This window comes from Glaciihabitans tibetensis, assembly GCF_003003265.1.
In the GTDB taxonomy this organism is placed as follows: domain Bacteria; phylum Actinomycetota; class Actinomycetes; order Actinomycetales; family Microbacteriaceae; genus Glaciihabitans; species Glaciihabitans tibetensis.
On record NZ_PVTL01000004.1, the window covers coordinates 238,467 to 265,376 of the forward strand.

The 26,910-nt window shown below is 64.5% G+C and carries 24 protein-coding genes; 6 read left to right on the plus strand and 18 right to left on the minus strand.

Going from position 1 to position 26,910, the window contains the following annotated elements; genetic code table 11:
• Window positions 1-25: 25 nt before the first annotated feature.
• From B0I08_RS09205 to B0I08_RS09225, 5 genes are all read right to left on the minus strand, one after another.
• A complete protein-coding gene (locus B0I08_RS09205; RefSeq protein ID WP_245884717.1) occupies window positions 26-1,783 on the minus strand; it encodes a peptidoglycan D,D-transpeptidase FtsI family protein in 1,758 nt (585 codons plus the stop codon).
• A gap of 17 nt (window positions 1,784-1,800) precedes the next feature.
• On the minus strand, window positions 1,801-2,487 hold the full coding sequence (gene ftsL / locus B0I08_RS09210) for a cell division protein FtsL (protein ID WP_106212068.1): 687 nt from the start codon (window positions 2,485-2,487) through the stop codon (window positions 1,801-1,803).
• On the minus strand, window positions 2,484-3,440 hold the full coding sequence (gene rsmH / locus B0I08_RS09215) for a 16S rRNA (cytosine(1402)-N(4))-methyltransferase RsmH (protein ID WP_106212070.1): 957 nt from the start codon (window positions 3,438-3,440) through the stop codon (window positions 2,484-2,486). The genes ftsL and rsmH overlap by 4 nt, the downstream gene beginning before the upstream one ends.
• A gap of 104 nt (window positions 3,441-3,544) precedes the next feature.
• Window positions 3,545-3,976, minus strand: coding sequence for a division/cell wall cluster transcriptional repressor MraZ (mraZ, locus tag B0I08_RS09220; protein ID WP_106212072.1), 432 nt, complete (start codon window positions 3,974-3,976; stop codon window positions 3,545-3,547).
• Window positions 3,977-4,266: 290 nt separating this feature from the next.
• Window positions 4,267-4,647, minus strand: a complete 381-nt coding sequence (locus tag B0I08_RS09225) for a DUF3040 domain-containing protein (protein ID WP_106212074.1) — start codon at window positions 4,645-4,647, stop codon at window positions 4,267-4,269.
• A gap of 151 nt (window positions 4,648-4,798) precedes the next feature.
• Here B0I08_RS09225 and B0I08_RS09230 point away from each other — a divergent pair, with 151 nt between their 5' ends.
• Window positions 4,799-5,845: a polyprenyl synthetase family protein gene (locus B0I08_RS09230; protein WP_245884718.1), complete on the plus strand. Its 1,047-nt coding sequence runs from the start codon at window positions 4,799-4,801 to the stop codon at window positions 5,843-5,845.
• Window positions 5,846-5,888: 43 nt separating this feature from the next.
• On the opposite strand, the gene B0I08_RS09235 is transcribed toward B0I08_RS09230, so the two are convergent.
• Window positions 5,889-6,227 (minus strand): Rv2175c family DNA-binding protein, encoded by a 339-nt coding sequence (locus tag B0I08_RS09235; RefSeq protein WP_106212077.1) that lies wholly within the window; start codon window positions 6,225-6,227, stop codon window positions 5,889-5,891.
• Window positions 6,228-6,408: 181 nt separating this feature from the next.
• On the opposite strand from B0I08_RS09235, the gene B0I08_RS09240 reads away from it, so the two are divergent.
• Together B0I08_RS09240 and pknB are read left to right on the plus strand one after the other, a co-directional pair.
• Window positions 6,409-7,815, plus strand: coding sequence for a muramidase family protein (locus B0I08_RS09240; protein WP_181243357.1), 1,407 nt, complete (start codon window positions 6,409-6,411; stop codon window positions 7,813-7,815).
• A gap of 58 nt (window positions 7,816-7,873) precedes the next feature.
• A complete protein-coding gene (gene pknB, locus B0I08_RS09245; RefSeq protein WP_106212081.1) occupies window positions 7,874-9,826 on the plus strand; it encodes a Stk1 family PASTA domain-containing Ser/Thr kinase in 1,953 nt (650 codons plus the stop codon).
• A gap of 125 nt (window positions 9,827-9,951) precedes the next feature.
• Here the strand turns inward: pknB and B0I08_RS09250 are convergent, their stop codons facing one another.
• From B0I08_RS09250 to B0I08_RS09260, 3 genes are all read right to left on the minus strand, one after another.
• The gene (locus B0I08_RS09250) at window positions 9,952-11,325 is read right to left on the minus strand and encodes a class II 3-deoxy-7-phosphoheptulonate synthase (protein ID WP_106212083.1); all 1,374 of its coding nucleotides are present in this window, start codon (window positions 11,323-11,325) and stop codon (window positions 9,952-9,954) included.
• A 142-nt stretch (window positions 11,326-11,467) separates the two neighbouring features.
• Entirely contained in the window at window positions 11,468-12,202 is a 735-nt protein-coding gene (locus tag B0I08_RS09255; RefSeq protein WP_106212085.1) for a lysophospholipid acyltransferase family protein, read from the minus strand.
• Between the two features lie 26 nt (window positions 12,203-12,228).
• A complete protein-coding gene (locus tag B0I08_RS09260) occupies window positions 12,229-13,206 on the minus strand; it encodes an ROK family glucokinase (RefSeq protein WP_106212087.1) in 978 nt (325 codons plus the stop codon).
• A 121-nt stretch (window positions 13,207-13,327) separates the two neighbouring features.
• Here B0I08_RS09260 and B0I08_RS09265 point away from each other — a divergent pair, with 121 nt between their 5' ends.
• Complete coding sequence (locus B0I08_RS09265; protein ID WP_106212300.1) at window positions 13,328-15,154, plus strand: AMP-dependent synthetase/ligase; 1,827 nt, start codon at window positions 13,328-13,330, stop codon at window positions 15,152-15,154.
• 20 nt (window positions 15,155-15,174) lie between these two features.
• Here B0I08_RS09265 and B0I08_RS09270 read toward each other — a convergent pair whose 3' ends face one another.
• The 3 genes from B0I08_RS09270 to B0I08_RS09280 form a co-directional block, all read right to left on the minus strand.
• Window positions 15,175-15,666, minus strand: coding sequence for a peptide deformylase (locus B0I08_RS09270; RefSeq protein ID WP_106212088.1), 492 nt, complete (start codon window positions 15,664-15,666; stop codon window positions 15,175-15,177).
• Window positions 15,667-15,764: 98 nt separating this feature from the next.
• Entirely contained in the window at window positions 15,765-17,255 is a 1,491-nt protein-coding gene (locus B0I08_RS09275; protein ID WP_245884719.1) for a MinD/ParA family ATP-binding protein, read from the minus strand.
• Between the two features lie 74 nt (window positions 17,256-17,329).
• Window positions 17,330-20,728 carry a pyruvate carboxylase gene (locus B0I08_RS09280; RefSeq protein WP_106212090.1) on the minus strand — a complete coding sequence of 1,133 codons (3,399 nt, stop codon included), beginning with the start codon at window positions 20,726-20,728 and terminating at the stop codon, window positions 17,330-17,332.
• A 121-nt stretch (window positions 20,729-20,849) separates the two neighbouring features.
• Here B0I08_RS09280 and B0I08_RS09285 point away from each other — a divergent pair, with 121 nt between their 5' ends.
• A complete protein-coding gene (locus B0I08_RS09285) occupies window positions 20,850-21,656 on the plus strand; it encodes a ParA family protein (protein ID WP_106212304.1) in 807 nt (268 codons plus the stop codon).
• 259 nt (window positions 21,657-21,915) lie between these two features.
• On the opposite strand, the gene B0I08_RS09290 is transcribed toward B0I08_RS09285, so the two are convergent.
• The 5 genes from B0I08_RS09290 to B0I08_RS09310 form a co-directional block, all read right to left on the minus strand.
• Window positions 21,916-22,464: a MerR family transcriptional regulator gene (locus tag B0I08_RS09290; RefSeq protein ID WP_106212092.1), complete on the minus strand. Its 549-nt coding sequence runs from the start codon at window positions 22,462-22,464 to the stop codon at window positions 21,916-21,918.
• A 142-nt stretch (window positions 22,465-22,606) separates the two neighbouring features.
• A complete protein-coding gene (gene ftsR, locus B0I08_RS09295; protein ID WP_106212094.1) occupies window positions 22,607-23,305 on the minus strand; it encodes a transcriptional regulator FtsR in 699 nt (232 codons plus the stop codon).
• Window positions 23,305-23,820, minus strand: a complete 516-nt coding sequence (locus B0I08_RS09300) for an FHA domain-containing protein (protein ID WP_245884720.1) — start codon at window positions 23,818-23,820, stop codon at window positions 23,305-23,307. Before B0I08_RS09300 ends, ftsR begins: the two co-directional genes overlap by 1 nt.
• Window positions 23,821-23,831: 11 nt before the next feature.
• Window positions 23,832-24,425, minus strand: a complete 594-nt coding sequence (locus B0I08_RS09305) for a CDP-alcohol phosphatidyltransferase family protein (protein ID WP_106212306.1) — start codon at window positions 24,423-24,425, stop codon at window positions 23,832-23,834.
• Between the two features lie 59 nt (window positions 24,426-24,484).
• A complete protein-coding gene (locus B0I08_RS09310) occupies window positions 24,485-25,237 on the minus strand; it encodes a CPBP family intramembrane glutamic endopeptidase (protein WP_146134379.1) in 753 nt (250 codons plus the stop codon).
• Between the two features lie 112 nt (window positions 25,238-25,349).
• Here B0I08_RS09310 and B0I08_RS09315 point away from each other — a divergent pair, with 112 nt between their 5' ends.
• Window positions 25,350-25,727 carry an RNA-binding S4 domain-containing protein gene (locus tag B0I08_RS09315; protein WP_106212100.1) on the plus strand — a complete coding sequence of 126 codons (378 nt, stop codon included), beginning with the start codon at window positions 25,350-25,352 and terminating at the stop codon, window positions 25,725-25,727.
• A gap of 19 nt (window positions 25,728-25,746) precedes the next feature.
• Here the strand turns inward: B0I08_RS09315 and B0I08_RS09320 are convergent, their stop codons facing one another.
• Entirely contained in the window at window positions 25,747-26,748 is a 1,002-nt protein-coding gene (locus B0I08_RS09320; protein WP_219905641.1) for an adenosine deaminase, read from the minus strand.
• Between the last annotated feature and the right edge of the window lie 162 nt (window positions 26,749-26,910).

Sequence of the window (26,910 nt, forward strand, 5' to 3'; positions counted from 1 at the left end):
TGTTTCTCATTTCTTACGACGTCACTCACCAGGTCAACGGGATGGAAGGCGCTGGGGTGCCGGACGGAACAACGCGGTACTTCTTGAGCACCTGCGTCATAATTTCAGTGAAGGTCGGTGCTGCGGCACCCGACGTCTTTATCGTATCGGGCTTACCGAGGGTGACCACAACCGCATACTGCGGGTCGTCGGCGGGGGCAAGGCCGGCAACTGACACTATCCGATCGCTGGTGTACCCGCTGCCGTCATTTGCGGCCACCTCGGCGGTGCCGGTCTTCGCGGCGACCCGGTATCCGGGGATCGTCAGAACGTTGGAAAGCCAGCCGTCGGTGACGACCGTTTCCATCATCGAGATGGTGTCGTCGGCCGCGCTCTCGCTGACAACCTGGGTTCCCTCGGTGCTCGCGGTGTCCGTGACCGTACCGTCTGCGTTGGTGCAGTTCTCCACCAGCGTGAGCGGAACCTTCACTCCCCCGTTGCCGATTGTCTGGTACAGGCTCGCGACCTGCACGGAGGTGGCCGTGACGCCCTGGCCGAACTGCACCGTCTTGTCGGTGATCGGGTCCCAGTCGGCGGCGTCTCTGAGCGTGCCGGCGGATTCACCGAGGAAGCCGATGCCGGTTTCGCTGCCGATGCCAAATTTAGTCATGTAGTCGTGCCTGGACTGCTTGTCCAGGGTCTCCGACAGCAGGGAGATGCCGATGTTCGAGGAATTCATAATGACACCGGCCGCCGTCAGGTTCAGGTCGCCGTGGGAGAACGAGTCCGTGATCTGTCCGCCGTTGACCTTGTACGCTGCAGGAACCGTGAGTTTGGTGCCGACGCTGATAGTCCCCGCGTCAAGCAATGACGCCACGGTCATCGGTTTGAAGGTGGATCCCGGCTCGTAGGGTGTGCTGAAGGCGAGAGAGCCAAGCGAGCCGACATCCGCTGAATTAACATCGTTGGGGTCCACCGACGGCCAGTCAGCGACGGCCATCAGATGGCCATCGGCGATCCGCACGACCACGGCGGTGGCCCAGTCGGCGCCCACGGCGACCGCCTGCTTACCCAGGGCCTCCTGGGCGAACCACTGCAGGTCGCGGTCGATGGTCAGCGTCACTTTTCCACCATCTTTGGGCTCGGTCGTGGTCACGGTACTTCCCGGGATACGCACGCCGTCTGCGCCGCGCTCGTAGGTAGAGGTTCCGTTCGTGCTGGCCAGGCACTCGTTTTCGGTGGTCTCGATACCCGCCTGGGGGCCGTCGGTTCCGATGAATCCGACGAGGTTGCCCCCGATGGCTCCGTTGGGATACGTGCGACTCTGGCGTAGTTCGTTGGAGACCCACGGGATGCCCAGCTCGCGCACGTCAGTGAAGACATCGAGCTTGACCGCCCGGGTCAGATAGGCGAAGTTCGCCTCAGGATCCGCGCTGATCGGTGCCATCAGCTCGTCGACCGACTGGCCGGTGAGCGCCCCGATTTCTGCGAGGGCCTCCGCGACCGTGACCTCGACGCTGCCATCGTCCGTTGCGCGGTCGAAGTCTCCAACGTCCATGGGCGAAACGGTGATGTCGAAGCGGTCGACGCTGTCGGCGAGGACGACGCCATTGGTGTCTACGATCTCGCCGCGTGTTCCATACGTGGTGACGGGAATCGATCGGTTCGATACTGCCGCTGCGCTGAGCTCGCTCGCGCGCACCACTTGAATATCGATCAGCCGAACCGTGAATACCGCCACCACGGCCAACACGGCGATGATGGTGAGCGCCATACGGCGGCGCGTGCTCCGAGGATTGTTCACGCCCGACTCCTTCAGCCCTAGTGCGTCACGGGTGAGGGCAATGCCCCCGGCGACGAGGCTACAGACGGCTCTGCCCCGGGCGTGGCGGACGCGCCCTGTTCAGTCAACCCGGAGCTAACTGATCCTTCTGGCGCGCCCGTTCCGGTATCGGTCTCGGTGGAATTCGGAAGCGCGGCGGTGTCAAGTGCCCCGTCAGCGGTGGCGGCGGGAGCCTGCTCAGTGCTGATGGCGGAGTTCTCAACGAGCGCGACTTCGGCCAGTAGGGAGTTCGCGATGCTTCCCGAGGGTGTGGTGGCCGACTCAGCCGCCACGGCGGCGCCGATCACGGCCCCATCGGACAGGCGAAGGAATGCGGGTGCGCTCGTCCCAACCATCCCGAGGTTCTGCGCGTTGGCCGCGAGGTTCTGGGTCGAGCCGACCAATTCGAGCTGCTCGTTGAGCGATCCCTCAACCCGGCCGAGGTCCCGCTGTTCGATGAGGAGGCTGGAGATCTGGTACGCACCATTGGACAGCGCGATGCTGAGCAGCAGCTGCGCCAGGAAGATCATCGTCAGTCCCCCGATCGCGACAAGAGCGTAGGCCAGCTTCGGCCGCGCGCGCCGCTGGGCACGAGAGGTGACGATCTCGATGCGTCGGGGGTTTTCCTGCTCACCGACGGAGCGTGGTGAGGAGGCCGGGAGGGAGAAGGCCAGGTTCGTGGTCATTCGGTTGTCCTCAATCGTTCGACGGCGCGGAGTCGAACGGGTGTCGCTCGGGGGTTGGCAATTCGTTCGTCCTCGGAGGCCTGCTCGGCCCCGCGAACGAGTAGTCGGAATTCGGGACGATGTTCTGGCAGTTCAACGGGGAGCCCCGCCGGCGCGGTCGACGTCGACCGGGGCGCGAGAACCCGCTTCACAATGCGGTCTTCGAGGGACTGGTAGGACAGCACCACCATCCGCCCACCCACCTCCAGCGAGTCCAGTGCGGCGGGGATGGCGCGGCTCAGTACCGAAAGCTCCTGGTTGACCTCGATGCGCAGCGCCTGGAAGACGCGTTTGGCGGGATGCCCCGACCGCTGCACTGCTGCGGGGGTTGCCGCGATGATGAGGTCGACAAGCTGCGCAGAGCGGGTGAAGCGCTCGGTTTCTCTCGCCTGGACGATCTTCCGGGCGTACCGGGGAGACAGCTTTTCTTCACCGAACTCGTAAAAGATGCGGCGCAGCTCTGATTCGGAGTATTCAGCGAGGATGACCTCCGCGGTAAGCGGCGACGTAGCATCCATCCGCATGTCCAGCGGAGCGTCTTTGGAGTAGGAGAACCCGCGCTCGACGCGATCAAGCTGAAGGGACGAGACCCCAAGGTCGAACAGGATGCCCGAGACCGTGGTGATTGCCAGGGACTTGAGTGCCTGCTGAATCTGGTCGTACACGGTGTGCACGAGACGCACACGATCACCGAACGGAGCGAGCCGTTCGCCGGCCAGGCGCAACGCCTCCGTGTCGCGGTCGAGCCCGACGAGCGTGATCCCGGGAAACCGGGTGAGCAGAGCCTCCGCATGACCACCCATGCCGAGGGTCGCATCAACGACGACCGCGCCCGGGTGAGAGATGGCGGGCGCCAGCAACTCGATCGTCCTCTCAAGAAAGACCGGCGTGTGGAGCGATGAGGTATCGACCATGACAGTCGGGGCTACCCCTAAACGCTGATCCCCATCCATTCCTTTCCTGGCACCGGGGAAGTGATGTCAGGTCGAGAGAACGGCTGGGAGTCAGCGCCTAGGCGCTAAAAGAGCCCCGGGATCACCTCCTCGGTGGTGTTGGCGAACTCGGACTCTGTCTCGTTGTAGTAGGTGTTCCAGGCGTCGGTGTCCCAGATCTCGGCGCGGCTGCCCGCACCGATCACGGTGAGATCGCGCCCGAGCCCCGCGTATTCGCGCAGGTTGGCCGGGATCGTCACACGTCGTTGTTTGTCGGGTTGCTCCTGATTGGCACCAGAAAGGAACAGGCGCAGGAAGTCCCGCGCCTGCTTACTGGTGACCGGAGCCTGTCGAATCTTCTCGTGCAGGCTCTCGAACTCCTGAGTGCTGAAGACATACAGGCAACGTTCTTGCCCGCGGGTGATCACCACTCCCGACGACAGGTCATCCCAAAACTTGGCCGGAAGGATGAGGCGGCCCTTTTCGTCGAGCTTGGGGGCATAGGTGCCTAGAAACACGCGTATTCCCCCTCTCTCCGGCCAGACTTGGGTTACCCCCACTTTACTCCATTTCGCTCCACCAATCAACGAAAATGGCCGATTGCGGGCGTGGCGAGGCGGAAACTTGCCCGTATTTACAGGGAAACGCCAGGTGGAGGAAAATGGAGCTTGTTCCCTCAAATCGAGCCCATTTTGGACACAAAAAAAGGGCCGACCCTGAGGTCGACCCATTTTCTAGTGGAAAGTGGTGCTGAATGGAGCGCGTAGCCGTTATTGCTCGATGGCCCGGGCGCTACCGGTGGAGGAAGTTATTGATCCCGATTGTCCTGGCGCTTGTCCCAGCGGTCATTCATGTTCTGCATGAAGGAGGTGCCTCTCGCGCTTCCGGTCGGGCGACTGGCGCCTGGGGTCGGACGGGATGGTGCCGAATTCTTGGGCGGCGCCACAGCGATAAGCACTCCGGCGAACATCACCGCAAAGCCGAGAATTCCGACGAGGGGCTGGTGGATGACCACGCCCGCGACGAGTGCGGCAATTCCGAGAACACCAACAAGGATGCCCACGACCAAGACCGTGTAGTTGGGTTTGCCGCGCCGGGGCGCGACCGTGGCGACGAAGTCGGCATCGTTGTGATAGAGACTGCGCTCCATCTCTTCCAGGAGGCGCTGCTCCTGTTCGGAAAGTGGCATCCTGTTCCCCTCAGGTTCGGGATTGACGCGTTGTGGATCTCAATTGTATGCCCACGCGCGTGGCTAGGCTAGGAGCGTGCCTGTGAGTACCCGGTTAGTTGACTTAGTCCAAGCCCGCGTTGATGAGTTCTTTTCAGAACGAACGACGCTGGTGACATCGATAGCGCCCGAGCTCGAGACGTTCCTCGATTACTCGGCAGATCTAGTGAGGGGAGGGAAGCGGTTTCGCGCTCTGTTCTGTTACTGGGGCTGGCAAGCCGTCGGCGCCGGCCGGGGAGAATTCGATCCGCTCGTCGCTGACGATGCGCCGGTGGACCTGCCCGCCGTGGTCACCGCGGCGGCGGCGCTCGAGCTGTTTCACGCCGCCGCGCTGGTCCACGACGACATCATGGATAAGTCCGACACACGTCGGGGAGCCCCGGCGGCGCATAAACGGTTCGAAGCGCTTCACGCCGAGGGCTCGTGGTTGGGCAGCGCCGCTGATTTCGGGCAGTCCGCAGGACTCCTCCTCGGTGACTTACTTCTCGGCTGGAGCGACGAGATGTTGGGCGAGGGTCTCGCTCGCCTCGCGAGCCGGCAATCGGCCGTGGCCGCGCGGCTGGAGTTCAACACCATGCGCACTCAGGTCACCGTGGGCCAGTACCTGGACATCCTCGAAGAGAAGTCCTGGCGCTCTCATCCTGAGGTCGAGCAGCTCCCGCGTTCCCACCGTGTGATTGTCTACAAGTCGGCGAAATACAGCGTCGAAGCTCCGCTGGCGATCGGGGCGCACCTGGGCGGCGCCAGTGCCGATCAGGTGGAGTCCCTGCGCGCGTTCGGACTGCCGCTAGGAATCGCGTACCAGCTGCGCGACGACCTACTCGGAGTGTTTGGCGATCCCGAGGTGACGGGAAAACCTGCGGGCGACGACCTGCGCGAGGGCAAGCGCACCGTGCTCATCGCGCTCGCCCGCACCAAGCTCCCCAGCAACGTCCGCAACCTCCTGGACGATCTGCTGGGTGACAGTTCCCTGGACCGGCAGCAAATCGTGCTGCTGCAGGATGCCGTGCGGGAGTCGGGCGCCATCGAACACGTCGAGCGCATCATCGACCACAACGTTGCGTTGGCTCGCACGGCACTGGAGACCGCCGACATCACGGCGTCCGCGCGAGCCCAGCTGTTCAAGCTCACCGACACCGTCACCCAGCGCCAGGCGTAGCTCAGGGCGAGGCGGGTAAGTAGGTGCGGGGAACGGCTACCCGTTAGCCGAGCGCCTGGGCCACGCGGCGCACCTCGGCCTTGCGGCCCTGGTGGAGGGCGGCGATCGGGCTGACGCCGAGGCTGTCATCCGGTTCGAGCAACCAGTGCATTGCCTCGGCGTCGGTGAAACCACTGTCGCCCAGTACAACGAGGGTGCCGCGCAACTCGCCGAGCGGCTCAGCGCCATCGAGGAAATCCGCGGGCACTTTCCACACACCGTCGAGGCGGTAGGCGAGCAAGGCCCGGTCTTCAATCAGGCGACGCACCTGACTGACCTTGAGACCAAGGATTTCTGTGAGGTCGGGAATAGTAAGCCAGCGCACATCGGGAAAGTCAGACACAGGTTAATCCTTCCACGTACCGGCCGTAATCACCGCATTCGCTCCGTGTTTCCATCGAGTTAACTCCTGTCACACCGGCCCCGCTGATTGACTCTGCTGACTATCTGTGTCAGTTTTGACCAACGCCGCTGCGAGGATGGCATATCTGTGCTCGGGGCCGGAAGCAACGACGGGGAACTTGATGACAGAAATTTCGGAACGCAACGCCCAGCCACTTCCTTCGCCCCTCGCGGGGCTGAAGCCAAGACGGTTGCGTGACGACTCCGATGGGGCGGCGCCGCGGGAGCGTTCGAAGATTTCTCGCAGCATGTTGTCGACGGTTCCGATCGTTCTTGCCGGGTCTCTGGCGGTGGCCGGTCTGGGTTTCACCGGTCCGATCACGGACTCCAGCGCTAAGCGCACCCCCGACCCGAAGCTGGAGACGGCTGACCACGGAACAACCCAAGCCTCCAAACCGTCGAAGCGGGCGCTGAGCGCCGCGCTTGCCAGCGCCAACGCGGCCGCGAGCCCGGCACGACCAACGACTTCTGCTCCCGCCGCCGAACTCGCGGTCGCTGAGGCGGCGCCGAGTACCTATCGCGTGCAGGGTGGGGACACCGTAAGCAGCATCGCTGGCCGCTTTGGTCTTTCCACGGCGTCTGTGCTCGCCCTGAACGGCCTTGGCTGGAAGTCAGTGATTTTCCCTGGCCAGATTTTGAAGCTCACCAACGCCGTGACCTCGGTCGCGCCGGTCGCCGCGCCGTCAGCGTCGTCGTCTACGGAGCGTTACACAATTGGTACCGGCGACACCGTAAGTTCGATCGCCAGTAATTTTGGTGTTTCGGTGCAGGCAATTCTTTCGGCGAACGGGCTGGGCTGGTCAAGCGTGATCTTCCCCGGACGCACCCTGACGATCCCCCGCTCGGGAACCGCGGAGGTTTTCGAGACTGTCGCCATGGTCTCGCCGATCGCGAGCACCACGGTGACCGAGGAGTACACCATCAGGTCGGGCGACACACTCGGCGGCATCGCAACCAAGTTTGGCGTCAGCGTTTCTTCGCTCCTCAGCGCGAACAACCTGTCAATGTCGAGCCTTATCTTCGGCGGGCAGACCCTGAAGATCGCCCGAAACGCGCCCGCTGTGGTGTCGACCACGGCCGCCGCCGTCGTCGTCACCGAGGCCACGGCCACCACGGTCACCCCGTTGAGCCCTGAAATGGCGGCGAACGCGACCACGATCGTGCGTGTTGGCCAGCAGCTCGGCGTCCCGGACTATGGCATCGTCATCGCTCTCGCCGCCGCGATGCAGGAGTCCAGCCTGCGCAACGTCGACCACGGTGACCGCGACTCCGTGGGCCTGTTCCAGCAGCGGCCGAGTACTGGTTGGGGAACCCGCGAGCAACTGCTGTCGCCCGAGTATTCGTCCAAGCTTTTCTACGGTGGCCGGGACAACCCCAACGTGGGTATCACGCTCGGATTGCTCAACATCGGAGGCTGGGAATCCATGAGCGTCACCGACGCGGCGCAGAAGGTGCAGATCTCCGCGTACCCGAACGCCTATGCAAAGTGGGAGACCTCGGCCCGCGCCTGGCTCGCAGCTCTGAAGTAGCGGCTGTTCACGTCGTGTTCCGACAGTTGAGTGCCCGCGTCGAAACTAGAATCAAACGGTGAATGCGAATAGCACCGACCCGATGGTCGGCCGTCTGATTGACGGCCGCTACCAGGTTCGATCGCGCATTGCGCGAGGCGGCATGGCCACCGTGTATCTGGCGACTGACCTGCGACTGGAACGACGCGTCGCGATCAAGATCATGCATGACCACCTCGCCGAAGACAGTGCCTTCAAGGAGCGTTTCATTCAGGAGGCGCGATCGGCGGCGCGTCTGGCGCATCCCAACGTTGTGAATGTGTTCGACCAGGGGCAAGACAGCGACATGGCCTACCTCGTCATGGAGTACCTGCCGGGAATCAATTTGCGCGATTTGCTTCGCGAACATGGGCGGCTCACCACAGAGCAGACGCTTGATGTGCTCGAAGCCGTGCTCTCGGGCCTGTCCGCCGCCCATAAGGCGGGGATCGTGCACCGCGACCTCAAGCCCGAAAACGTGATGCTCGCGGATGACGGGCGAATCAAGATCGGCGACTTCGGACTCGCGCGAGCCGTCTCGGCCAACACCGCGACGGGCGCCGCACTCCTCGGCACCATTGCCTACCTCTCTCCCGAGCTGGTGACGCGCGGGATCGCGGATGCGCGCAGTGACATTTACGCCGTGGGCATCATGATGTACGAGATGCTTACGGGCGAGCAGCCGTACAAGGGCGAGCAGCCGATGCAAATTGCGTACCAGCACGCGAACGACTCCGTGCCCACGCCAAGCACAAAGAACTCCCGGGTTCCCGCCGAACTCGACGAACTCGTGCTCTGGGCGACCGCCCGCAATCCTGAGGAGCGGCCCAAAGACGCACGGGTAATGCTCGACCAGTTGATGGAGACCCAGTCCCTCCTGGCAACTGCCCTGCCCACGGGCGCGCCAACCGTCCAGCGCACAATGGTGCTGCCCACGGCGATGGGAGCTGCGCCGCCCTCCAACAGCGCGACGGTGGTACTGAACCCGGCCGCTCCCCCTGCACCGGCGCCGTCGCCGGCAGCGGATTCTCCCAAGACCAACGAGCTTGCGACCGTAGCCAAAAAACGCCGTGGCCGAGGCTGGTGGCTTTTCGTGCTCGTGCTGCTCCTCGCGGGGCTCGCCGGCGGTACGGGGTGGTATTTCGGATCCGGACCCGGATCGCAACTCACCGTCCCCGACGTGTCGCAACTCTCGTTCGATGACGCGTCCGCCCGACTGATCGACGAGGGTTTCGCGGTCAACCCCGCCCCCGGCCAGGTGCACCACCCCACCATCGTGAACGATCTGGTTGTCGCGACGGACCCCGCCACCGGGTCGGTCGCCGACAAGGGCGGAAGCGTGACACTGCTGTTGTCGATCGGCCCGGAGCAACTGCCCGCACCGACACTCGCGGGTCTCAGCGAGGAGGCGGCGGTACAGGCGATCGTGAACAACCGCTTCACGGTCTCCGCAGAAGCGGCTATTCGACAGTTCGATGGCGACATCCCCGCGGGCATCGTCATCGCCGCGCTGGATGAAGCCGGCAACGAGCTCGCTGCGGAAACCCTCTACAGCGACCAACGCCCCATCCGCCTGATCGTCTCAGCTGGCGCCCTTCCCGAGGTATATGACCTGTCGGTGGATGCTGCGACCGCAGCACTGTCCGAAGTCGGTCTCCTCACCGAAACAGGAGCCGAGCAGTATGACGAAGAGGTCGCCGAGGGCAACGTCATCGCGATCGACACCTCCGGCAACGCCAACGGAATCGTGCGGCAGAACGACACCGTGCTGCTCACGCTTTCCCGCGGGCCGGCGCCGGTAGTCATCCCCGTTCTGCAGGACGAAACCCGTGATGACGCCATAGCAATCCTCGAGGAGCTCGGACTCAACGCCAGCTATAACCCGATGTTCTCGCTCTTCTCGGACGCCACCGTGACCGGCACGAATCCGGAGCCGGGCACATCGGTTGCGCGGGGAACAACCGTCAACCTGTTCCTGCAACTCTTCGGCTAAGCGGACTCCACAAGCAAGACGCGAACTCGCCAGCGCTTACGCCAGCGCACGAACCAGTTCAAACGCGAACGCCGTTCGAAACCATCGGTCTCGAACGGCGTTCGCTGTATGTGCGCCAGGGGCGACTACGAGCCGACGCTCAACTCTTCCGCGACGAGAAACGCGAGCTCCAGCGACTGCATGTGGTTCAGGCGAGGGTCGCACAGCGACTCGTAGCGAGTAGCGAGGGTCGCCTCATCGATGTGCTCGGAGCCACCCAGGCATTCGGTGACGTCGTCGCCGGTGAGTTCGATGTGGATGCCGCCCGGGTGGGTGCCCGCCGCACGGTGAGACTCGAAGAACCCCTTTACCTCGTGCACGACATCGTCAAAGCGGCGCGTCTTGTAGCCCGTCGCGGTGGTGAGTCCGTTGCCGTGCATCGGATCCGAAACCCACAGCGGCGTTGCATCCATTCCCTTGATCGCTTCCAGCAGCGGGGGAAGAGCATCCCGCACCTTGCCTGCGCCCATCCGGGTGATGAAGGTCAGTCGGCCGGGCTCGCGATCCGGATCGAGTTTGTCGATCAGTCGCTCCATATCGTCTGCAGAAGTTCCCGGTCCCAGCTTGACGCCGATCGGGTTGCGGAGGCGGCTGAAGTAGTCGATGTGCGCGCCATCGAGATCGCGCGTGCGCTCCCCCACCCACAGGAAGTGGGCGGAGGTGTTGTAGGGGGTTCCGGTGCGCGAGTCGATGCGAGTCATCGGGCGCTCGTAGTCCATCAGCAGACCCTCGTGGCTGGCGTAGAACTCCACACGCTTGAGTTCGTCGAAGTCGGCGCCCGCCGCCTCCATGAACTTGATCGCCTTGTCGATCTCGCCCGCCATCTTTTCGTACTCATGGTTCGCGGGGTTCGCAGCGAATCCCTTGTTCCAGCTGTGCACCTGGCGAAGGTCGGCGAACCCGCCCTGGGTGAACGCGCGCACCAGGTTCAGGGTCGCAACGGCAGTGTGGTACCCCTGCACAAGACGTCGCGGGTCAGCGGTGCGGGACTCCGGGGTGAAGTCGTAGCCGTTGACGATGTCGCCACGGTAGGCGGGAAGGGTCACTCCGCCCCGGGTCTCCATGTCATTGGAGCGAGGCTTGGCAAATTGACCAGCCATCCGTCCCATCTTGATGACCGGCATGGATGCACCGTAGGTCAGCACCACGGCCATCTGGAGTATCGTTTTGACGCGGTTGCGGATCTGCTCGGCGGTAGCGCCCGCAAACGTCTCGGCGCAGTCTCCGCCCTGGAGCAAGAAGGCCTCGCCGCGGGCGGCCTTCGCCAGGCGATCACGCAGCATATCCACCTCGCCTGCGAACACCAGCGGAGGAAGGGTCGCAATCTCGGCACTCGCCGCGCCCACCGCGTCTGCATCAGGCCACTGCGGCTGCTGCTTCACGGGAAGAGTCCGCCAATAGTCCAGTCCGGCGATCACCTGAGGATCAGCGGCAACAAAGGGTTCGGACGGGTCTACCACGGGTATTCCTTACATGGGAGTGGACGGGGTGGATCGGGTAAATCGGGGCGGGAGCCCCACCGAAGGAGCCTACCGGAGCACGAACATCCGTCGCAGGAAGTGGACGAACCGCCTCTGGTGAACGAACCGCCTCTGGCGGCACTCAGCGAGTGGAAGGGACCTTGTCCTTCGTCGACGTGGACTTCGCCGCTGGAGCTTTGACCGCGGCCTTCTCCTTCACCGACGACGCATACGCATCCACATACTCCTGGCCGCTCAGGCGGTTCAGCTCGTACATGATCTCGTCGGTGATGGAGCGCAGTACGAACCTGTCACTCTCGAGACCTTCGAACCGCGAGAAGTCGAGGGGATCCCCGAAGATGATGCCGATGCGGCGCACCTTGGGGATGCGCACGCCCACGGGCATAACTTTCTCGGTGTCGACCATCGCGACGGGAATGACGGTGGCTCCGGATTCGAGGATCATGCGTGCCACCCCGGTGCGGCCACGATACATGCGACCGTCGGGGCTGCGGGTACCCTCCGGATAGATGCCGAGCTGCTCACCGCGGGCGAGAACCCCGAGCCCGGTGTTGAGCGAGGCTTCGGAGGCCTTGCCGCCCGAGCGATCGATCGGCAGCATGCCGGTACCCGTGAAGAACAGCTTCGTCAGCCAGCCCTTGATGCCTTTGCCGACGAAGTAGTCGCTCTTGGCGAGGAAGGAGATCCGGCGATCGAGCACGAGAGGAAGAAACACGGAGTCAATGAACGAGAGGTGATTGCCCGCAAAGATGACCGGGCCGGTCTTGGGGATGTTCTCGCGTCCCACAACCCAGGGCCGGAACACCGTCAGCAGAAGGGGCCCAGCAATGAGGTTCTTGGCAAACCAGTACAACATCTCGACCTCCCGGCGACCGACTTACTCTAACGGACCTCGGAGCGAGAGGCGCCGAGGCGCGGCGTTTCGGCGTGAAGCCGAGCGAGATCGGCTGCACCGACTACTCCCGCGTCGTTCACGAGCTCGGCAGTGACGAACTCGGGTTCGGGGTGATAGCCGCGGGCGGGCAGGTGAGCGAGGTACGCCTCACGGATGGGGTCGAGCAGCAGATCACCGGCGGCAGCGACTCCCCCGCCGAACACGAACACCTGCGGGTCGAGGATCGCGCCGAGGCTGGCGCAGGCTTGCCCGAGCCAGCCGCCGAGTTCCCGAAGCGCGTGCAGCGCCCCCGCATCCCCGGCGACGATCATCTGCCCCACCATCTCCCCGGTGAGTGCGCCTTTTTCGGCGCGCAGATCTGCCAGTGCGTTTCCGATGCCGCGTACATCCGCGATCTCGTTTGCCATGCGCAACAGGGCGCGGCCCGAGCCGTATTGTTCGATACATCCCCGTGCGCCACAGCCGCAGGGCAACCCATTCGGGACAACGCGCATGTGACCAATCTCGGCGCCCGCACCGAATCCGCCACGGAAGAGGTGGTCGCGACTGACGATGGCGCCGCCGACCCCCGTGCCGACGGTCAGCATGGTCATGTCACTCACCAGGCGGCCGGCGCCAAACCGGAACTCCGCCCACCCGGCGGCGTTCGCGTCGTTGTCGATCGTAATCTCCAGATTCAGCCGGTTGGACAGGCGCTCCTGGAAGGGCTCGTTGCGCCAGTTGATATTCGGCGCGTAGTACACGGTCGACTGGGCAGCATCAATGAACCCGGCGGCTGCGACTCCCGCCGCGACGACCTGTTCACCGACCGACAGCTTTTCGATCATCTCGACCACAACGTCGACGATCGCCCCGGGGTCCCCCGCCGGTGTGGGCGAGCGATGCTCGCGGAGGATCTCTCCCTGATCGGATACCAACGCTCCCGCGATCTTGGTTCCGCCGATGTCTATTCCGATGGCATGCATTTGCACTCAGCTTATCCAGTTACGGAATGACCGTGGGTGCGCCTTTTGGCCCGTCTTTCCGCCGCTGTGACGGCCGCGCACTAGACTGATGCCAATGTCCCCCGGTGCCGAAGGAGTTACCGTGAAGCAAATCGACACGCCCGCGCTCGCACAACCTGATCCGCAGGCTAACGCCACGGATCTGCTGATCGACCGGGTGTCCGCAACACCAGATCTTGCCCTCTTTGCCCTTCCCACCGCCGACGGCGGATGGTCAGACATTTCCGCGTCGGACTTCCTCGAACGGGTTCGCGCACTCGCCAAAGGCTTCGTCGCCGCCGGGATCGAGCCGGGCGACAAGATAGCCCTCATGTGCAAGACACGGTTCGAGTGGACACTCATCGACTTCGCCGTCTGGTTTGCCGGCGCCGTGCTCGTCCCCGTCTATGAAACCGCGTCCCCCAGCCAGGTTCGCTGGAATCTCGAGGACTCCGGCGCTGTCGCCGTGATCACCGAGACGGCCGACCACTTTGCGCGATTTGATGAGATCCATGCGGATGCCCCGCTGGTGCGCACCGTGTGGAAGTTGGATGTCGGGGCGCTGGAGAAACTGGTTGCGGCCGGCCACGACGTTCCTGACGAAGAGATCGAGCGTCGCCGTCGCCTCGCTCACGGTGCAGATATCGCTACCCTCATCTACACCTCCGGCTCGACCGGGCGCCCGAAGGGCTGTGTGCTCACCCATTCCAACTTCGTCGAGCTCACCCGCAATGCCGCGCTGAAGATCTCCGAGGTGGTGCATCCGGGCGCGAGCACGCTCCTGTTCATCACCACCGCCCACGTGTTTGCGCGGTTCATCTCCGTGCTCTGCATTCACGCCGGGGTGAAGGTCGGCCATCAGGCGGACACCCGCCAGCTGCTGCCCTCGATGGGCAGCTTCAAGCCCACGTTTCTGCTCGCTGTCCCCCGCGTGTTCGAGAAGGTGTACAACTCGTCCGAGCAGAAGGCGTTCTCCGGCGGGAAGGGCAAAATCTTCCAGCGTGCAGCGGATGTCGCGGTGCAGCACTCGAAGGCGCTCGACGCCGGATCCGTACCCTTGGGGCTGAAGATCCAGTTCGCCATCTTCGACCGCCTGGTACTGAGCAAGATCCGCGCGGCCCTCGGGGGCCGGGTGCAGTACGCGGTGTCGGGTTCGGCTCCTCTCGGCCTGCGGCTGGGACACTTCTACCGCAGCCTCGGACTCACCATCCTGGAGGGATACGGTCTCACCGAGACGACCGCACCCATCTCCGTGAACCTTCCCTCGCACTTCAAGATCGGCAAGGTCGGGCCGCCACTTCCGGGTGTCTCCGTGCGCATCGCTGACGACGGCGAAATCCAGGCGAAGGGCATCAACATCTTCAATGGGTACTGGAACAACCCCGCCGCCACCGCGGAGACCTTCGACGGCGAATGGTTCCGCACCGGCGACATCGGAGAAATCGATGAGGAGGGATACCTCACCATCACCGGTCGTAAGAAGGAACTGATCGTGACCGCCGGCGGTAAAAACGTCGCGCCCGCTGCGCTGGAAGATCCCATCCGCGCCAACTCGATCGTCGGCCAGGTCGTCGTTGTCGGCGACCAGAAGCCGTTCATTTCCGCCTTGATCACGCTCGACACGGAAATGCTGCCGGTGTGGCTGCATAACCACGGTGAGCCCGCGGACCAGAGCCTCGCCGACGCTGTGAAAAATCCGCTCGTGGTGGCGGAGATCCAGGGAGCAATCGACGCGGCGAACGCGACCGTGTCGCGCGCGGAGTCGATCCGCAAGTTCCAGCTCCTTGCCACCGAGTTCACCGAGGCGAGCGGCCACCTCACACCGAAGCTCAGCATCAAGCGCGACGTCATCATGTCCGATTTCGCCACTGAGATCGCCGCGTTGTACTCGGCCTCGCCGGAGACCCGCGGCCAATCGCTCGTGATGTGAGCCGCAGAAGCTAACGGGTTTTAGTACCAGTCCGCCTGGCGGATGAGGCGCATCGCCTCGCGTTTCACCTCGGGGTCGAGACCTTCGATATAGAGGTGGCCGTCGAGGTGATCCGTCTCGTGCTGAAGCGCCTGGGCCATCACCCCGTGCCCCTCAAGGGTGACCGGTTTGCCGTCGAGGTCGATTCCCTCAACACGCGCGTAGGGGTGCCTCAGGCGCGGAAAGAAGAACCCGGGAACCGACAGGCACCCTTCATCCACCAGCTCCGCTTCGCCGCTCGTCTCGACCAACACCGGGTTGAGGATATAACCCACCTCACCGTCCACGTTGTAGCTGAACGCGCGGATCCCCACACCGATCTGGTTCGCGGCCACGCCAGCGCGGCCGGGAACCTCGACGGTATCGAGCAGGTCCTGCACAAGCCCAGCCACCCGCTGGTCCCCGGGCTTCACCGGGTCGCAGGCCGAGCGCAGCACCGGGTCGCCGAATAGTCTGATCTGTCGTTCGGTCATGCGTGTGAGTCCAGTACCTTCTCGCGGGCGTCTACCCGCACGGGATCGCGGGCGGTGCAAGTCTATTTCGTCGCGGCAGCGGTCTCCGCGCTTCGCTCCTAGGCTCCGCGGCGCACGGGCAAGCCCTCGACGACGAGGGCGGCGAGTTCGCGGGATGCATCCTTGGTGAGCTGTTTGAGATCCTTGTAGCTGACCACCGAACCCGCAGCGAGCTGGGGGTCGTACGGAATCCGAACGATTTCCCGCACGCGCGACCGGAAGTGCGCCTCGATCTCCTCGAGCTTGATGAGGTTGGTTCCCTGCGTCGCCGTATTCAACGCGACGACGGCGTTGCGCACGAGGTCGCCGTACCCGTTCGCCTCGAGCCAGGTGAGCGTCTCGGAGGCCAGGCGTGCTTCGTCCACGCTGCCGCCGGAGACGATGACAACCGAGTCTGCGCGCTGCAGGGTTGCGCGCATGACCGAGTGCACGATTCCCGTGCCGCAGTCGGTGAGGACGATGGAGTAGAAGCGCCCGGCAAGATCGGCAACGACGTTGTAGTCGTCCTCGTCGAAGGCCTCGGAGAGCATCGGGTCGGTGTCTGAAGCCAGCACGTCGAGCCGGGTCTCATCGCGGGAGACGAGTGTCGTGAAGTCGGTGAACCCCACCACTGACGCCGCACGGGTGACAACGTCGCGCACGGTGGATCGCGTCTGTTTGTTGACCCGTTCCGCGAGCGTACCGCGGTCGGGGTTCGCGTCAATTGCGATGATCCGGTCATCACGGGCGTCGGCAAGAGCCATTCCGAGCAGGGTCGTGACGGTCGTTTTGCCCACACCCCCCTTGCGAGTGAGGATGGGCACAAAGCGCGCACCGCCATCGAATTCTCGCTGGATACGGAGGTCGACCAGTTTGCGGGCGCGGTACTTCGCGGAATCGCCGATGTTGATGGTGCGGAAGCTAGCGCCGTAGACGATTCGTGGCCAGACGCCCTGCGGCGCGGGACGCCTGCGCCCCTTCGGCTCGAGCAGGCGCTCGGCCGTCAGCATCGCGGCAGACTCCGGTACATCGGAGATCTGACCACTGAGCCGGTCTCGTCGGGTGAACGCGTGTTCGCTCGCGGGAAGGTCGGGGATAACGCGAACCTCGGGTTCCTCCACGGCTGGCACCGGCACCAGCACCGGAACAACGGTGATCGACATGGTCGCGGGAGCGCGCTGGACAAAACCGGGATCGATGGTTACCTCGTCGATGGAGACGGCCGCCTCCTCGTCGGGTACTTCGCGAACGGGAGCGGGCAGGTCAACAGTGACCGTCGGGCTCTCCACGTCATCGTCGTCGATCGCGACGTCTTCGCTATCGACGACACTTTCGCTGCCGACGACGGCTTTGCTGCCGTCGACGCCTTCGTTGGCGGCTTCGTCAGCATCGGCGACGACCGTGCCGTCACCAAGGTTGCTATTTTCGGCGCTGCCGACGACCGCGTCATCCCCGGCGGCGGGGAGGGCGACGGTCGTGGCGGCTGCGTCGGCCTGCGAGTCTGCGGCCGCGGTGGGCTCAGACTCGAGGAGTTGTCCTGCGCTGTCCTCTGGCTTTCGTGTTTTATCCAAAACGGCGATACCTTTCGGTCGGGTCGGCTACCGAGCTTACCCGAGGCCCCCGGTTCGGGGGCGTCCCCTGTGGATTACTCGATTACGACGATAAGATCGCCGCCTTCAACCTGCTGTGTCGCTGGGATCGCGAGTCGTTTAACCGTTCCCCCCACCGGTGCGGTGATCGCGGCCTCCATCTTCATGGCCTCGATAGAGGCGACGGCCTGTCCCGCGATCACCGTGGCGCCCTCGGCAACCTGAAGCGTGACAACGCCGGAAAATGGCGCGGCCACGTGTCCAGACTTGCTCGGATCGGCCTTCTCCGCAGCGGTGCTGCTCACCGAGATGCGCCGGTCACGTACGAAGACGGGCCGAAGCTGCCCGTTCAGCGTCGTCATCACGGTGCGCATGCCCTGCTCGTCGACCTCACTGATGGCCTCGAGACCGACGAGCAGGCTGACGCCCTTTTCGATCTCGATCTCGTGCTCGGTTCCCTGGCGCAGACCGTAAAGGTAGTCGTTGGTGTCCACCACCGAGAGGTCGCCGAACACCTCGCGGTTTTCTTCGAACGACGCCGTGGGGCCCGCGAAGAGCAACCGGTTCAGCGTCGAGCGGCGTGTGGCCGTGTCGCCGGCGAGCCCGGCCTCCTGCGCTTCGGTGAGCGGCTCCACACCAATCTTGACCTGGCGGCCCTGGAGCACCTTCGACCGGAACGGCTCCGGCCAGCCGCCGGGGAGGTCCCCGAGCTCGCCCGCCATAAAGCCGATCACGGAGTCCGGAATGTCGTACTTGTCAGGATTCTGCTCGAAGTCGTCGGGATCGGCGTCCGCTGCTGCGAGGCTGAGCGCAAGGTCACCCACCACTTTCGACGAGGGGGTCACCTTAGGCGGACGACCAAGAATGCGGTTGGCCGCGGCGTACAGGTCTTCCACCTTCTCGAACTGGTTCCCGAGCCCGAGGGAGATGGCCTGCTGGCGAAGGTTGGACAACTGCCCACCCGGAATCTCGTGCTTGTACACACGCCCGGTGGGCCCGGGCAGACCCGATTCGAACGGCTTGTAGACGTGGCGCACGGCCTCCCAGTACGGCTCGAGGTCGGACACCGCTCCCAGCGAGAGACCGGTGTCGCGTTCGGTGTGGGCAAGGGCCGCGACCAGGGCGGAGATGGACGGCTGACTCGTGGTTCCGGCCATGGGAGCGCTCGCGACATCCACCGCATCCGCGCCGGCACGGCTCGCTGCGAGCAGGGTCGCGAGCTGACCGCCAGCCGTATCGTGCGTGTGCACGTGCACGGGAAGGTCGAACCGCGCACGAAGGGCGGTCACGAGACGTTCGGCCGCCTCCGCTCGCAGCAGTCCGGCCATGTCCTTGATCGCGAGCACGTGCGCGCCCGCGGCAACGATATCGTCGGCCAGACGGAGGTAGTAGTCGAGCGTGTAGAGCTTTTCGGACGGGTCCAGCAGGTCACCGGTGTAGCAGACGGCGACCTCGGCGATGGTGCTGCCCGTGTTGAGGACCGATTCGATCGCCGGGCGCATCTGCGAGACATCGTTGAGCGCATCGAAGATGCGGAAGATGTCGACACCGGTCGCGGCGGCCTCGCGCACAAACGCGTCGGTGACCTCGGTCGGGTAAGGCGTGTAACCCACGGTGTTGCGTCCACGCAGCAGCATCTGGATGTTGATGTTCGGCAGTGCTTCACGCAGCGACGCCAGACGCTCCCACGGATCCTCGGAGAGGAACCGCAGTGCCACGTCGTAGGTGGCTCCGCCCCAGGCCTCGACGGACAGCAGCTCGGGGGTCATCCGGGCAACGTACGGTGCGACCGCAACCAGGTCGCGGGTGCGCACCCGGGTGGCCAGCAGCGACTGGTGAGCGTCACGCATCGTTGTCTCGGTGACCGCGAGCGACGTCTGCGCGCGCAGGGCCGACGCGAATCCGACCGGTCCGAGCTCCAGCAGGCGCTGGCGTGACCCGGACGGCGCGGGCGCCGCGAGGTCGATCTTGGGGAGTTTGCGCGCAGGGTCGATGAGCCCAGCGCCAGACCCGTTCGGCTGATTCACCGTGACGTCGGCGAGCCAGTTGAGCACCTTTGTGCCGCGGTCCTTGGACTGGCGGGCGTTGAGCAGCTGCGGCCGCTCGTCGATGAAGGAGGTGCTGAGGTCACCAGCGATGAACTCGGGGTCGTCGAGCACTGCCTGCAGGAACGGGATGTTGGTCGAGACACCACGGAGGCGGAACTCCGCGAGCCCGCGGCGGGCGCGGGTGACGGCGGCGGCGAAGTCCCGGCCGCGGCAGGTCATTTTCACCAGCATCGAGTCGAAGTGGGGCGAGATCTGGGCACCGGGGTTGATGGTTCCACCGTCGAGGCGGATGCCGGCTCCGCCAGGCGATCGGTAGGTGGTGATCTTTCCGGTGTCGGGCCGGAACCCGGCAGCGGGGTCCTCCGTCGTGATCCGGCACTGCAGGGCGGCGCCGCGAAGGCGGAGGTCTTTCTGCTGGAGGCCCATCTCCGCGAGGCTCTGGCCGGCGGCAATGCGCATCTGCGAGACCACGAGGTCGACGTCGGTGACCTCTTCGGTCACCGTGTGCTCTACCTGGATACGCGGGTTCATCTCGATGAAGACGTGCTCGCCCTTGCGCTCCCCCGCGGTGTCGAGGAGGAATTCCACTGTGCCGGCGTTGACGTAGCCGATGGACTTCGCGAACGCGATCGCGTCGCGGTACATGGCCTGGCGGGTGTCTTCGTCCAGGTTCGGCGCCGGCGCGATCTCGACCACCTTCTGGTGGCGCCGTTGAACGGAGCAATCGCGCTCGAACAGGTGGACCGTTTCGCCCGTTGTGTCGGCCAGAATCTGCACCTCAATGTGCCGGGGGCGCACAACAGCCTGCTCGAGGAACATGGTCGGGTCGCCGAAGGCGCTGTCCGCCTCGCGCATCGCTTCTTCGAGCGAGCCGCGCAGGTCCGCCATCGTGGCCACGCGACGCATGCCGCGTCCTCCACCACCGGCGACGGCCTTAGCGAAGATGGGGAAGCCAATGGCTTCGGCGCCGGCGAGCAGCTCGTCGATGTCGCGGGAAGCGGGCGTGGACTTCAGTACAGGAACGCCGGCGGCGATCGCGTGCTCTTTCGCCGTTACCTTGTTGCCCGCCATCTCGAGCACCTTCTTCGGAGGGCCGATGAAGGTGATTCCCGCTTCGGCTGCGGCCTCTGCAAGTTCGGGATTCTCCGAAAGGAAGCCGTATCCGGGGTAGATCGCGTCGGCGCCGGATTGCTTGGCGACGCGAATAATCTCGGCCACGTTGAGGTACGCGCGCACCGGGTGACCTTTCTCCCCGATGAGGTACGCCTCGTCGGCTTTGAGGCGGTGCATCGAGTTGCGGTCCTCGTAGGGGAACACCGCGACAGTGCGCGCTCCCAGCTCGTAGGCGGCGCGAAACGCCCGGATCGCGATTTCGCCTCGGTTCGCAACGAGAATCTTTTTAAACAATGTGGTGCCCTCCGTTGTGGCCAATATTAGGGCGGTCAAGGGTTACGGGTGGACAACATCGGTGCCGCGCCGGACCGATGAGTTTAGTTCTTTCAGACTAGTGAAGGTATCGTCGTTGTTCGTGCACGTACTTAGCGTCAGCTCCCTCAAGGGGGGCGTAGGGAAGACTACGGTGACGCTCGGATTAGCTTCCGCGGCCTTCGCCAAGGGATTGCGGACCCTCGTGGTCGATCTGGACCCACAATCCGATGCCTCCACCGGCATGGATATCAACGTCGCGGGTCATCTGAACATCGCCGATGTGCTTGGATCCCCCAAGGAAAAAACCGTACGGGCGGCAATTGCCCCGAGCGGCTGGACCAGGGGACGTCCGGGCAAGATCGACGTTCTGATCGGGTCGCCTTCCGCTATCAACTTCGACGGGCCGCACCCGAGCATCCGCGACATTTGGAAGCTCGAGGAGGCGCTCGCCCACGTCGAGGCGGACTACGACCTCGTGCTCATCGACTGCGCGCCTTCCCTCAATGCGTTGACCCGCACCGCGTGGGCCGCGAGCGACCGGGTAACGGTTGTGACCGAGCCCGGGCTGTTTTCCGTCGCTGCCGCCGACCGCGCGCTGCGTGCGATCGAAGAGATCCGCCGCGGGCTCTCCCCCCGACTGCAGCCGCTTGGCATCATCGTCAACCGTGCCCGCGTGCAGTCACTCGAGCACCAGTTCCGCATCAAAGAGCTTCGGGACATGTTCGGTCCGCTCGTACTGAGCCCCCAGCTGCCGGAGCGCACCTCCCTCCAGCAGGCGCAGGGAGCGGCGAAGCCCGTTCACGTCTGGCCGGGTGAGAGCGCCCAGGAAATGGCACGCAATTTCGACCAGCTTCTCGAACGCATCATGCGCACCGCCAAGATCGGCGACTACAGCGAAGCTCGCTGAGCCCGAGCAACGACGTCGCCCGCATCTGCCGCGTTACCCCGCGGATCGGCGCTGAACGAGTCCGTGCGGATAGCGCGCCCAGCCACACGGCGAGAAAAACGCGGGTAGCGCGATGAACTCCGAGTCTGGGACGCGCCGGTAGCGGGGTGGCGCGACCAACCGCGAGGCTGGGACGCACCGGTAGCGTGGTGGCGCGACGAACCGCGAGGCTGGGACGCGCCGGTAACCGGTAACCGGTAACCGGTAACCGGTGGGGCGACTAAGACGCGCGAGTAGCGCGACGAACCGCGAGCTCGTCCGACGGGTCTTCGCCCTTGATGGAATCAAGCTCGACGAGGCTCGTCTCGACCTCGCGCAGAACCTTGCCAACGGCGATGCCGAACACGCCCTGACCGCGGCTGACCAGGTCAATGACCTCGTCGTTCGAGGTGCACAGGTACACACTGGCACCGTCGCTCATCAATGTGGTTTGGGCGAGGTCACTGATACCTGCTTCGCGAAGCTGGTTCACCGCAACCCTGATCTGCTGGAGGGAGATGCCGGTATCGAGGAGTCTCTTGACCAGCTTGAGGACGAGGATGTCGCGGAAGCCGTACAGCCGCTGCGACCCGGAACCGGCCGCCCCGCGCACCGTCGGCTGCACGAGCTCGGTGCGCGCCCAGTAATCGAGCTGGCGATAGCTGATGCCCGCCGCCCGCGCGGCTACAGCACCTCGGTACCCGGACGAATCATCGTGGTCCGGCATGCCGTCCGTGAAGAGAAGGCCGAGGTCGTAGCGTGACGATTCGCTACGGCTGAGTTCACTCATGGCATGGCCCTTCACAAGCTGGATTTATAAGCTTCACGTTTAAGTTGACACTTATGGTTCGGATAACCCCACGCTACCGACGCAGTCGATGTGGAGCAACGACATCCGGCTCAGTGCCCCGGCGTGTCGAAACTATGTGGGCTTACTGTTGCAATCGCGAGAGTGCGGAGCGGATGAGGCTGCTCCGGACTATCTCGAGCTGGCCAGCGATTTCGCGCGCAAGCTCCGCCGCCTTCGCCCGGCTCGACGCATCCTTGCGTCGGGCAACCGGGATGAGCGCACTCTCAATTAGCCCGAGCTCACGCTCGGCCGCGGCCCGGAAGCCACGCAGGTGTCGCGGTTCTATGCCGGAGCGCTGCAACTCGACCAGCGAGCGCAGCACCGACAGTGCATCCTCACCGAACAGGTCGGCGGGAACGATGAGGGACGCCGAAACGGCATCGTTGAGAAGCATGCCCGTCGCGCCCGCTTCGCGAATGAGTTCTTCGCGGCCAAGTCGGCGCTCGGTAGACAGCATGGACGGCGCCTGCACAGCGCCACCGGGGAGAATTGGCTGCCGCCCGGCATCCAACTCATCAAGATACCCACGGATCACTTTGAGGGGCAGGTAGTGGTCTCGCTGCATGGCGAGAACAAAACGCAGACGATCGAGGTCGCCCGGTGAAAACTTGCGGTAGCCCGATTCGGTACGCGCCGGCGATATCAGCTGCCGTTCCTCCAGAAACCGGAGCTTCGAGGGGGTGAGGTCAGGAAACTCGGGGTTCAGCCGAGCCAACACCTGTCCAATGCTCAGGAGCGGCGACCCTGCGGGTTCACGCGCCTGGGCCGACGACCGAACCACTACCGACGGGCCAGGTTAGCGAGGTCGACGCGCGAGGCGTAAAACGTGAGACGGAACTTGCCGACCTGAACCTCGGAGCCATCGCTGAGCGCGGCGGAATCGATGCGGGAGCCGTCAAAGTAGGTGCCATTGAGCGAACCAAGATCGCGCACCTCGAAGGTCGTGCCCGTGCGGAGAAACTCAGCGTGGCGGCGAGAGACCGTGACGTCATCGAGAAAGATATCGGCGTCGGGGTGGCGTCCGACGGTGGTCACATCTGCGTCGAGCAGAAACCGCGCACCCGCATTGGGGCCGCGACGCACAACCAGCAGCGCAGATCCGGACGGCAGTGCCGCGATTGACTCGTGCTCCCCCGTCGACACGTCGCTGTCGATGGACGCCAGCTGGGCACCAAATTCGCGAGTGAAGTTCAGCGTCGTGTCATTCTGGCTCGGCACTTTTGCGGTCGGACTGCCGCCGTCCGCGCCGTTCGCGCCGCCATTACTATCGCCACGCATATTGTCAGATTCAACCATCGGAACCTCCCTCAGGTCTCAATCGTATCGGATTGTGACCCCGCGGCGCCCCACGGAATCCGAATCACCCGGGCCGTCTCCCGGACGTAGACAACCCCGGCCCACCAGTAGAGGAACGCGCCCCAGAGCGCGAAAGCCCAACCGAGCGGATTTGCCCACCACGCAATGGCGTCAAATGCCTGCCCCAGCATGATCAACGGAAGGGCGTAGTAGAGGCAGAATGTCGCCACCTTGCCCAGGTGATGCACGGGCAGGGGGCCGAATCCGTGGTTTGCCAGAACGATCCCGAGCACGGCGAGCAGAACGTCGCGACCGATGATCACCGCGGTGAGCCACCACGGCAGAATCTCGCGAACGGACAGGCCAATCAGGGCGGCGAAGATGAATAGCCGGTCTGCTGCGGGATCGAGCAGCTGTCCTAGCCGGGTGATCTGGTTGAATTTGCGCGCGATCACCCCGTCAAGAAAGTCGGAGACGCTCGAGAAGACCAGGACAAGCAGGGCCGCGACATCCTCCCCCGCGATCAGCAGTACCAGGAAGACCGGAACGAGGGCCAGGCGCAGAAAACTCAGGATGTTGGGCACGGTGAACACCCGCGAACTCATCGGGGTCTGCTCTGCCACAAAAACCCATCCTATCGACCGTGTTCATCCAGGCGACGCGCTCAATAGATGAAGATGGCCAGCACGTCGGGATTGTGGGCGTGCACGAGAGCCAGGAAGAGGACGAAATCGAAGATCAGGTGCACGCTGACGACGTAGCTCAGCGAGCGGGTGATCCGGAAGGTGTACGCCTGAAGCAGAGCGAAAGGAAACGTGAGTAGCGGACCCCACGAGCGGTAACCGATCTCCCACAGGAACGAACAGAAAATGACGGCCTGAAGCAGATTGGCGAGCCAGTCCGGAAAGTGGCGGCGCAGCAGAGTGAAGGTCGTGCAGACAAAGAAAAGCTCGTCCCAGATCCCGACAGCGTTGACGCCAACGAACAGTCGGAAGAACGTGTCGGGATCGTTGGGGTTCGGCCAGTTCGTGTAGACCCCGGTGCTGATGAGGTAGACCGGCAGCACGGCGTAACCGAGCAGCACCACAAAGCCGAGGTAGGCAAACTCTCGTCGGGTCCAGCGCACCCCGGTGTTGACGGGAAAGCGGATGACCCGCTCGCGGTACACGAACCGGGACACGACATACGGCACCACCACCGCGAGAGTGAGAACGGTCCCCATGGCGGCCATGTGGCCGAGGCTCAGGTCAGCGTTCAGTGGCACCGAACTCACGATCACCACTCCCGCCCCGATCAGGGCGAGGTCCCGCATCAATGGTCGGTCGATGATGGCTGCCGAGGCGAGACTGGCCACCACGACGAGGTACCCGGGCACCGCGGCATCCACCACAAAAAGGAGTATCCCGGACGCGGACATGAGGGCGGCGGGGAGCAGTTTCCAGGTCACCGCACCAGCTTGCCCAACTGAGGTCACCGCCTCAAGTCGGTGTTCGGGCGCCGAGGCCGTGCGGCGGGCATAGAGTCGGATGATGGACGAAACATCCGCCCGCGTGGACAGCTGGGTCTGGGCCGTGCGCCTGATCAAGTCGCGCTCGCTGGCGACCGCCGCATGCCGGGCCGGCCACGTGCGGGTCAACGGCGAGAAAGTGAAGGCCGCCCAGCCCGTTCGGGTGGGAGACGAGGTGCGCGTGCGCGAGGCGGGCTTCGATCGGATCGTGACGGTCAAGCGCATCCTGGTGAAGCGGGTGGGCGCGCCCGTCGCCGCCGAGAGCTACACCGACAACACGCCGCCTCCACCACCCCGTGAGGAGGTCGCGCTCGCCCCGATGCGCGACCGCGGGGCAGGCCGTCCGACCAAACGCGAGCGACGCGACCTCGAGAAGCTCCGCGGACGCGACGAGGCGTGACGTAGCCCGCGCTCGGGAGTCAGGCCGTCCAGGCAGCGATCTCCGCCAGCAGTGTCGCTTTGGCGTCCGCGCCGAGAAAAGACGCCTCGACCGAGAAGGCTGCGACGGCTCGGAGCTGTTCCGCGTCCAAGTCGAGCGCGCGGGCCACGGCGCTGTAGTTGTCGTCGATGTAGCCACCGAAATACGCGGGGTCGTCAGAGTTCACCGTGACCACCAATCCGGCCTCCAGCATGGCGGGCAGTGCATGATCGTCGAGCGACGCAACACCGCCGAGCCGCACATTCGAGAGCGGGCATACCGTGAGCGGGATTCGGTCCCGGCGGAGTCGTTCGACCAGCAGCGGATCCTCAAGACTCCGCACCCCGTGGTCGATCCGCTCGACCTTGAGCAGGTCCAGCGCCTCCCACACATACTCGGGCGGGCCCTCTTCACCCGCGTGGGCAACCACGTGGAGTCCGAGTTCGCGGGCACGGGAGAAGACCGCCTCGAACAGGCTCGGCGGATATCCCACCTCCGCCGAGTCCAGGCCCACGCCGAGGAGGTCGGCGCTGCGCGCGGCGACAGACTCGAGGGTTGCCATCGCGTCTGCGACCGGCTGGTCACGCAGGAAGCACAGGATCAGGCCGCCGGTGATGCCGTTCTCTGATCGGGCCGTAGCAAGGGCGCGCAGCAGGCCGTCGATCACGGTGTCGATTGCGATGCCCCGGGTGGTGTGGGCCTGCGGGTCGAAGAACAGCTCGGCATGACGCACCCCCTGCTCGGCGGCGCGTCGAAGGTAGGCGCCGGCGAGCTCCGCGAAGTCGTCTTCTGTCTGCAGCACGGCCATGCCGGCGTAGTAGAGGTCGAGGAAGGATTGCAGGTCGGTGAAGGAGTACAGTCCGCGCAACTCCTCGACAGAGGACCACGGCAGGGCGATGCCGTTCTTCTCCGCGAGAGCGAACACCATCTCGGGCTCGAGCGTGCCTTCGATGTGCAGGTGCAGCTCCGCCTTGGGCAGAGAACGGGTTGATATGTGCGTCACAGTGGACTCCCTTCGGTACTTGCACCCTATCTGCAGGCGAGGGATTGTCGGGACCGCGTGCCGCGCGGCTAGGCTCGCTCATGGGCACGTCGGATTGCCCCGCCGTGCCTGCGCCACGGCGCACGGCGAACCACATGGTTCGTACCCGATACTTGTGTCTCA

Bases quoted from the DNA above. Each gene is read 5' to 3' on its own strand.
- B0I08_RS09305 (WP_106212306.1), bottom strand. From the start codon at position 24,425: ATGAGTTCGCGGGTGTTCACCGTGCCCAACATCCTGAGTTTTCTGCGC.
- B0I08_RS09300 (WP_245884720.1), bottom strand. From the start codon at position 23,820: ATGGTTGAATCTGACAATATGCGTGGCGATAGTAATGGCGGCGCGAAC.
- B0I08_RS09255 (WP_106212085.1), bottom strand. From the start codon at position 12,202: ATGTTGTACTGGTTTGCCAAGAACCTCATTGCTGGGCCCCTTCTGCTG.
- B0I08_RS09310 (WP_146134379.1), bottom strand. From the start codon at position 25,237: ATGTCCGCGTCCGGGATACTCCTTTTTGTGGTGGATGCCGCGGTGCCC.
- B0I08_RS09260 (WP_106212087.1), bottom strand. From the start codon at position 13,206: ATGCATGCCATCGGAATAGACATCGGCGGAACCAAGATCGCGGGAGCG.
- B0I08_RS09240 (WP_181243357.1), top strand. From the start codon at position 6,409: ATGACAGAAATTTCGGAACGCAACGCCCAGCCACTTCCTTCGCCCCTC.
- ftsL (WP_106212068.1), bottom strand. From the start codon at position 2,487: ATGACCACGAACCTGGCCTTCTCCCTCCCGGCCTCCTCACCACGCTCC.
- B0I08_RS09225 (WP_106212074.1), bottom strand. From the start codon at position 4,647: ATGCCACTTTCCGAACAGGAGCAGCGCCTCCTGGAAGAGATGGAGCGC.
- B0I08_RS09270 (WP_106212088.1), bottom strand. From the start codon at position 15,666: ATGACCGAACGACAGATCAGACTATTCGGCGACCCGGTGCTGCGCTCG.
- rsmH (WP_106212070.1), bottom strand. From the start codon at position 3,440: ATGGTCGATACCTCATCGCTCCACACGCCGGTCTTTCTTGAGAGGACG.
- B0I08_RS09315 (WP_106212100.1), top strand. From the start codon at position 25,350: ATGGACGAAACATCCGCCCGCGTGGACAGCTGGGTCTGGGCCGTGCGC.
- B0I08_RS09290 (WP_106212092.1), bottom strand. From the start codon at position 22,464: ATGAGTGAACTCAGCCGTAGCGAATCGTCACGCTACGACCTCGGCCTT.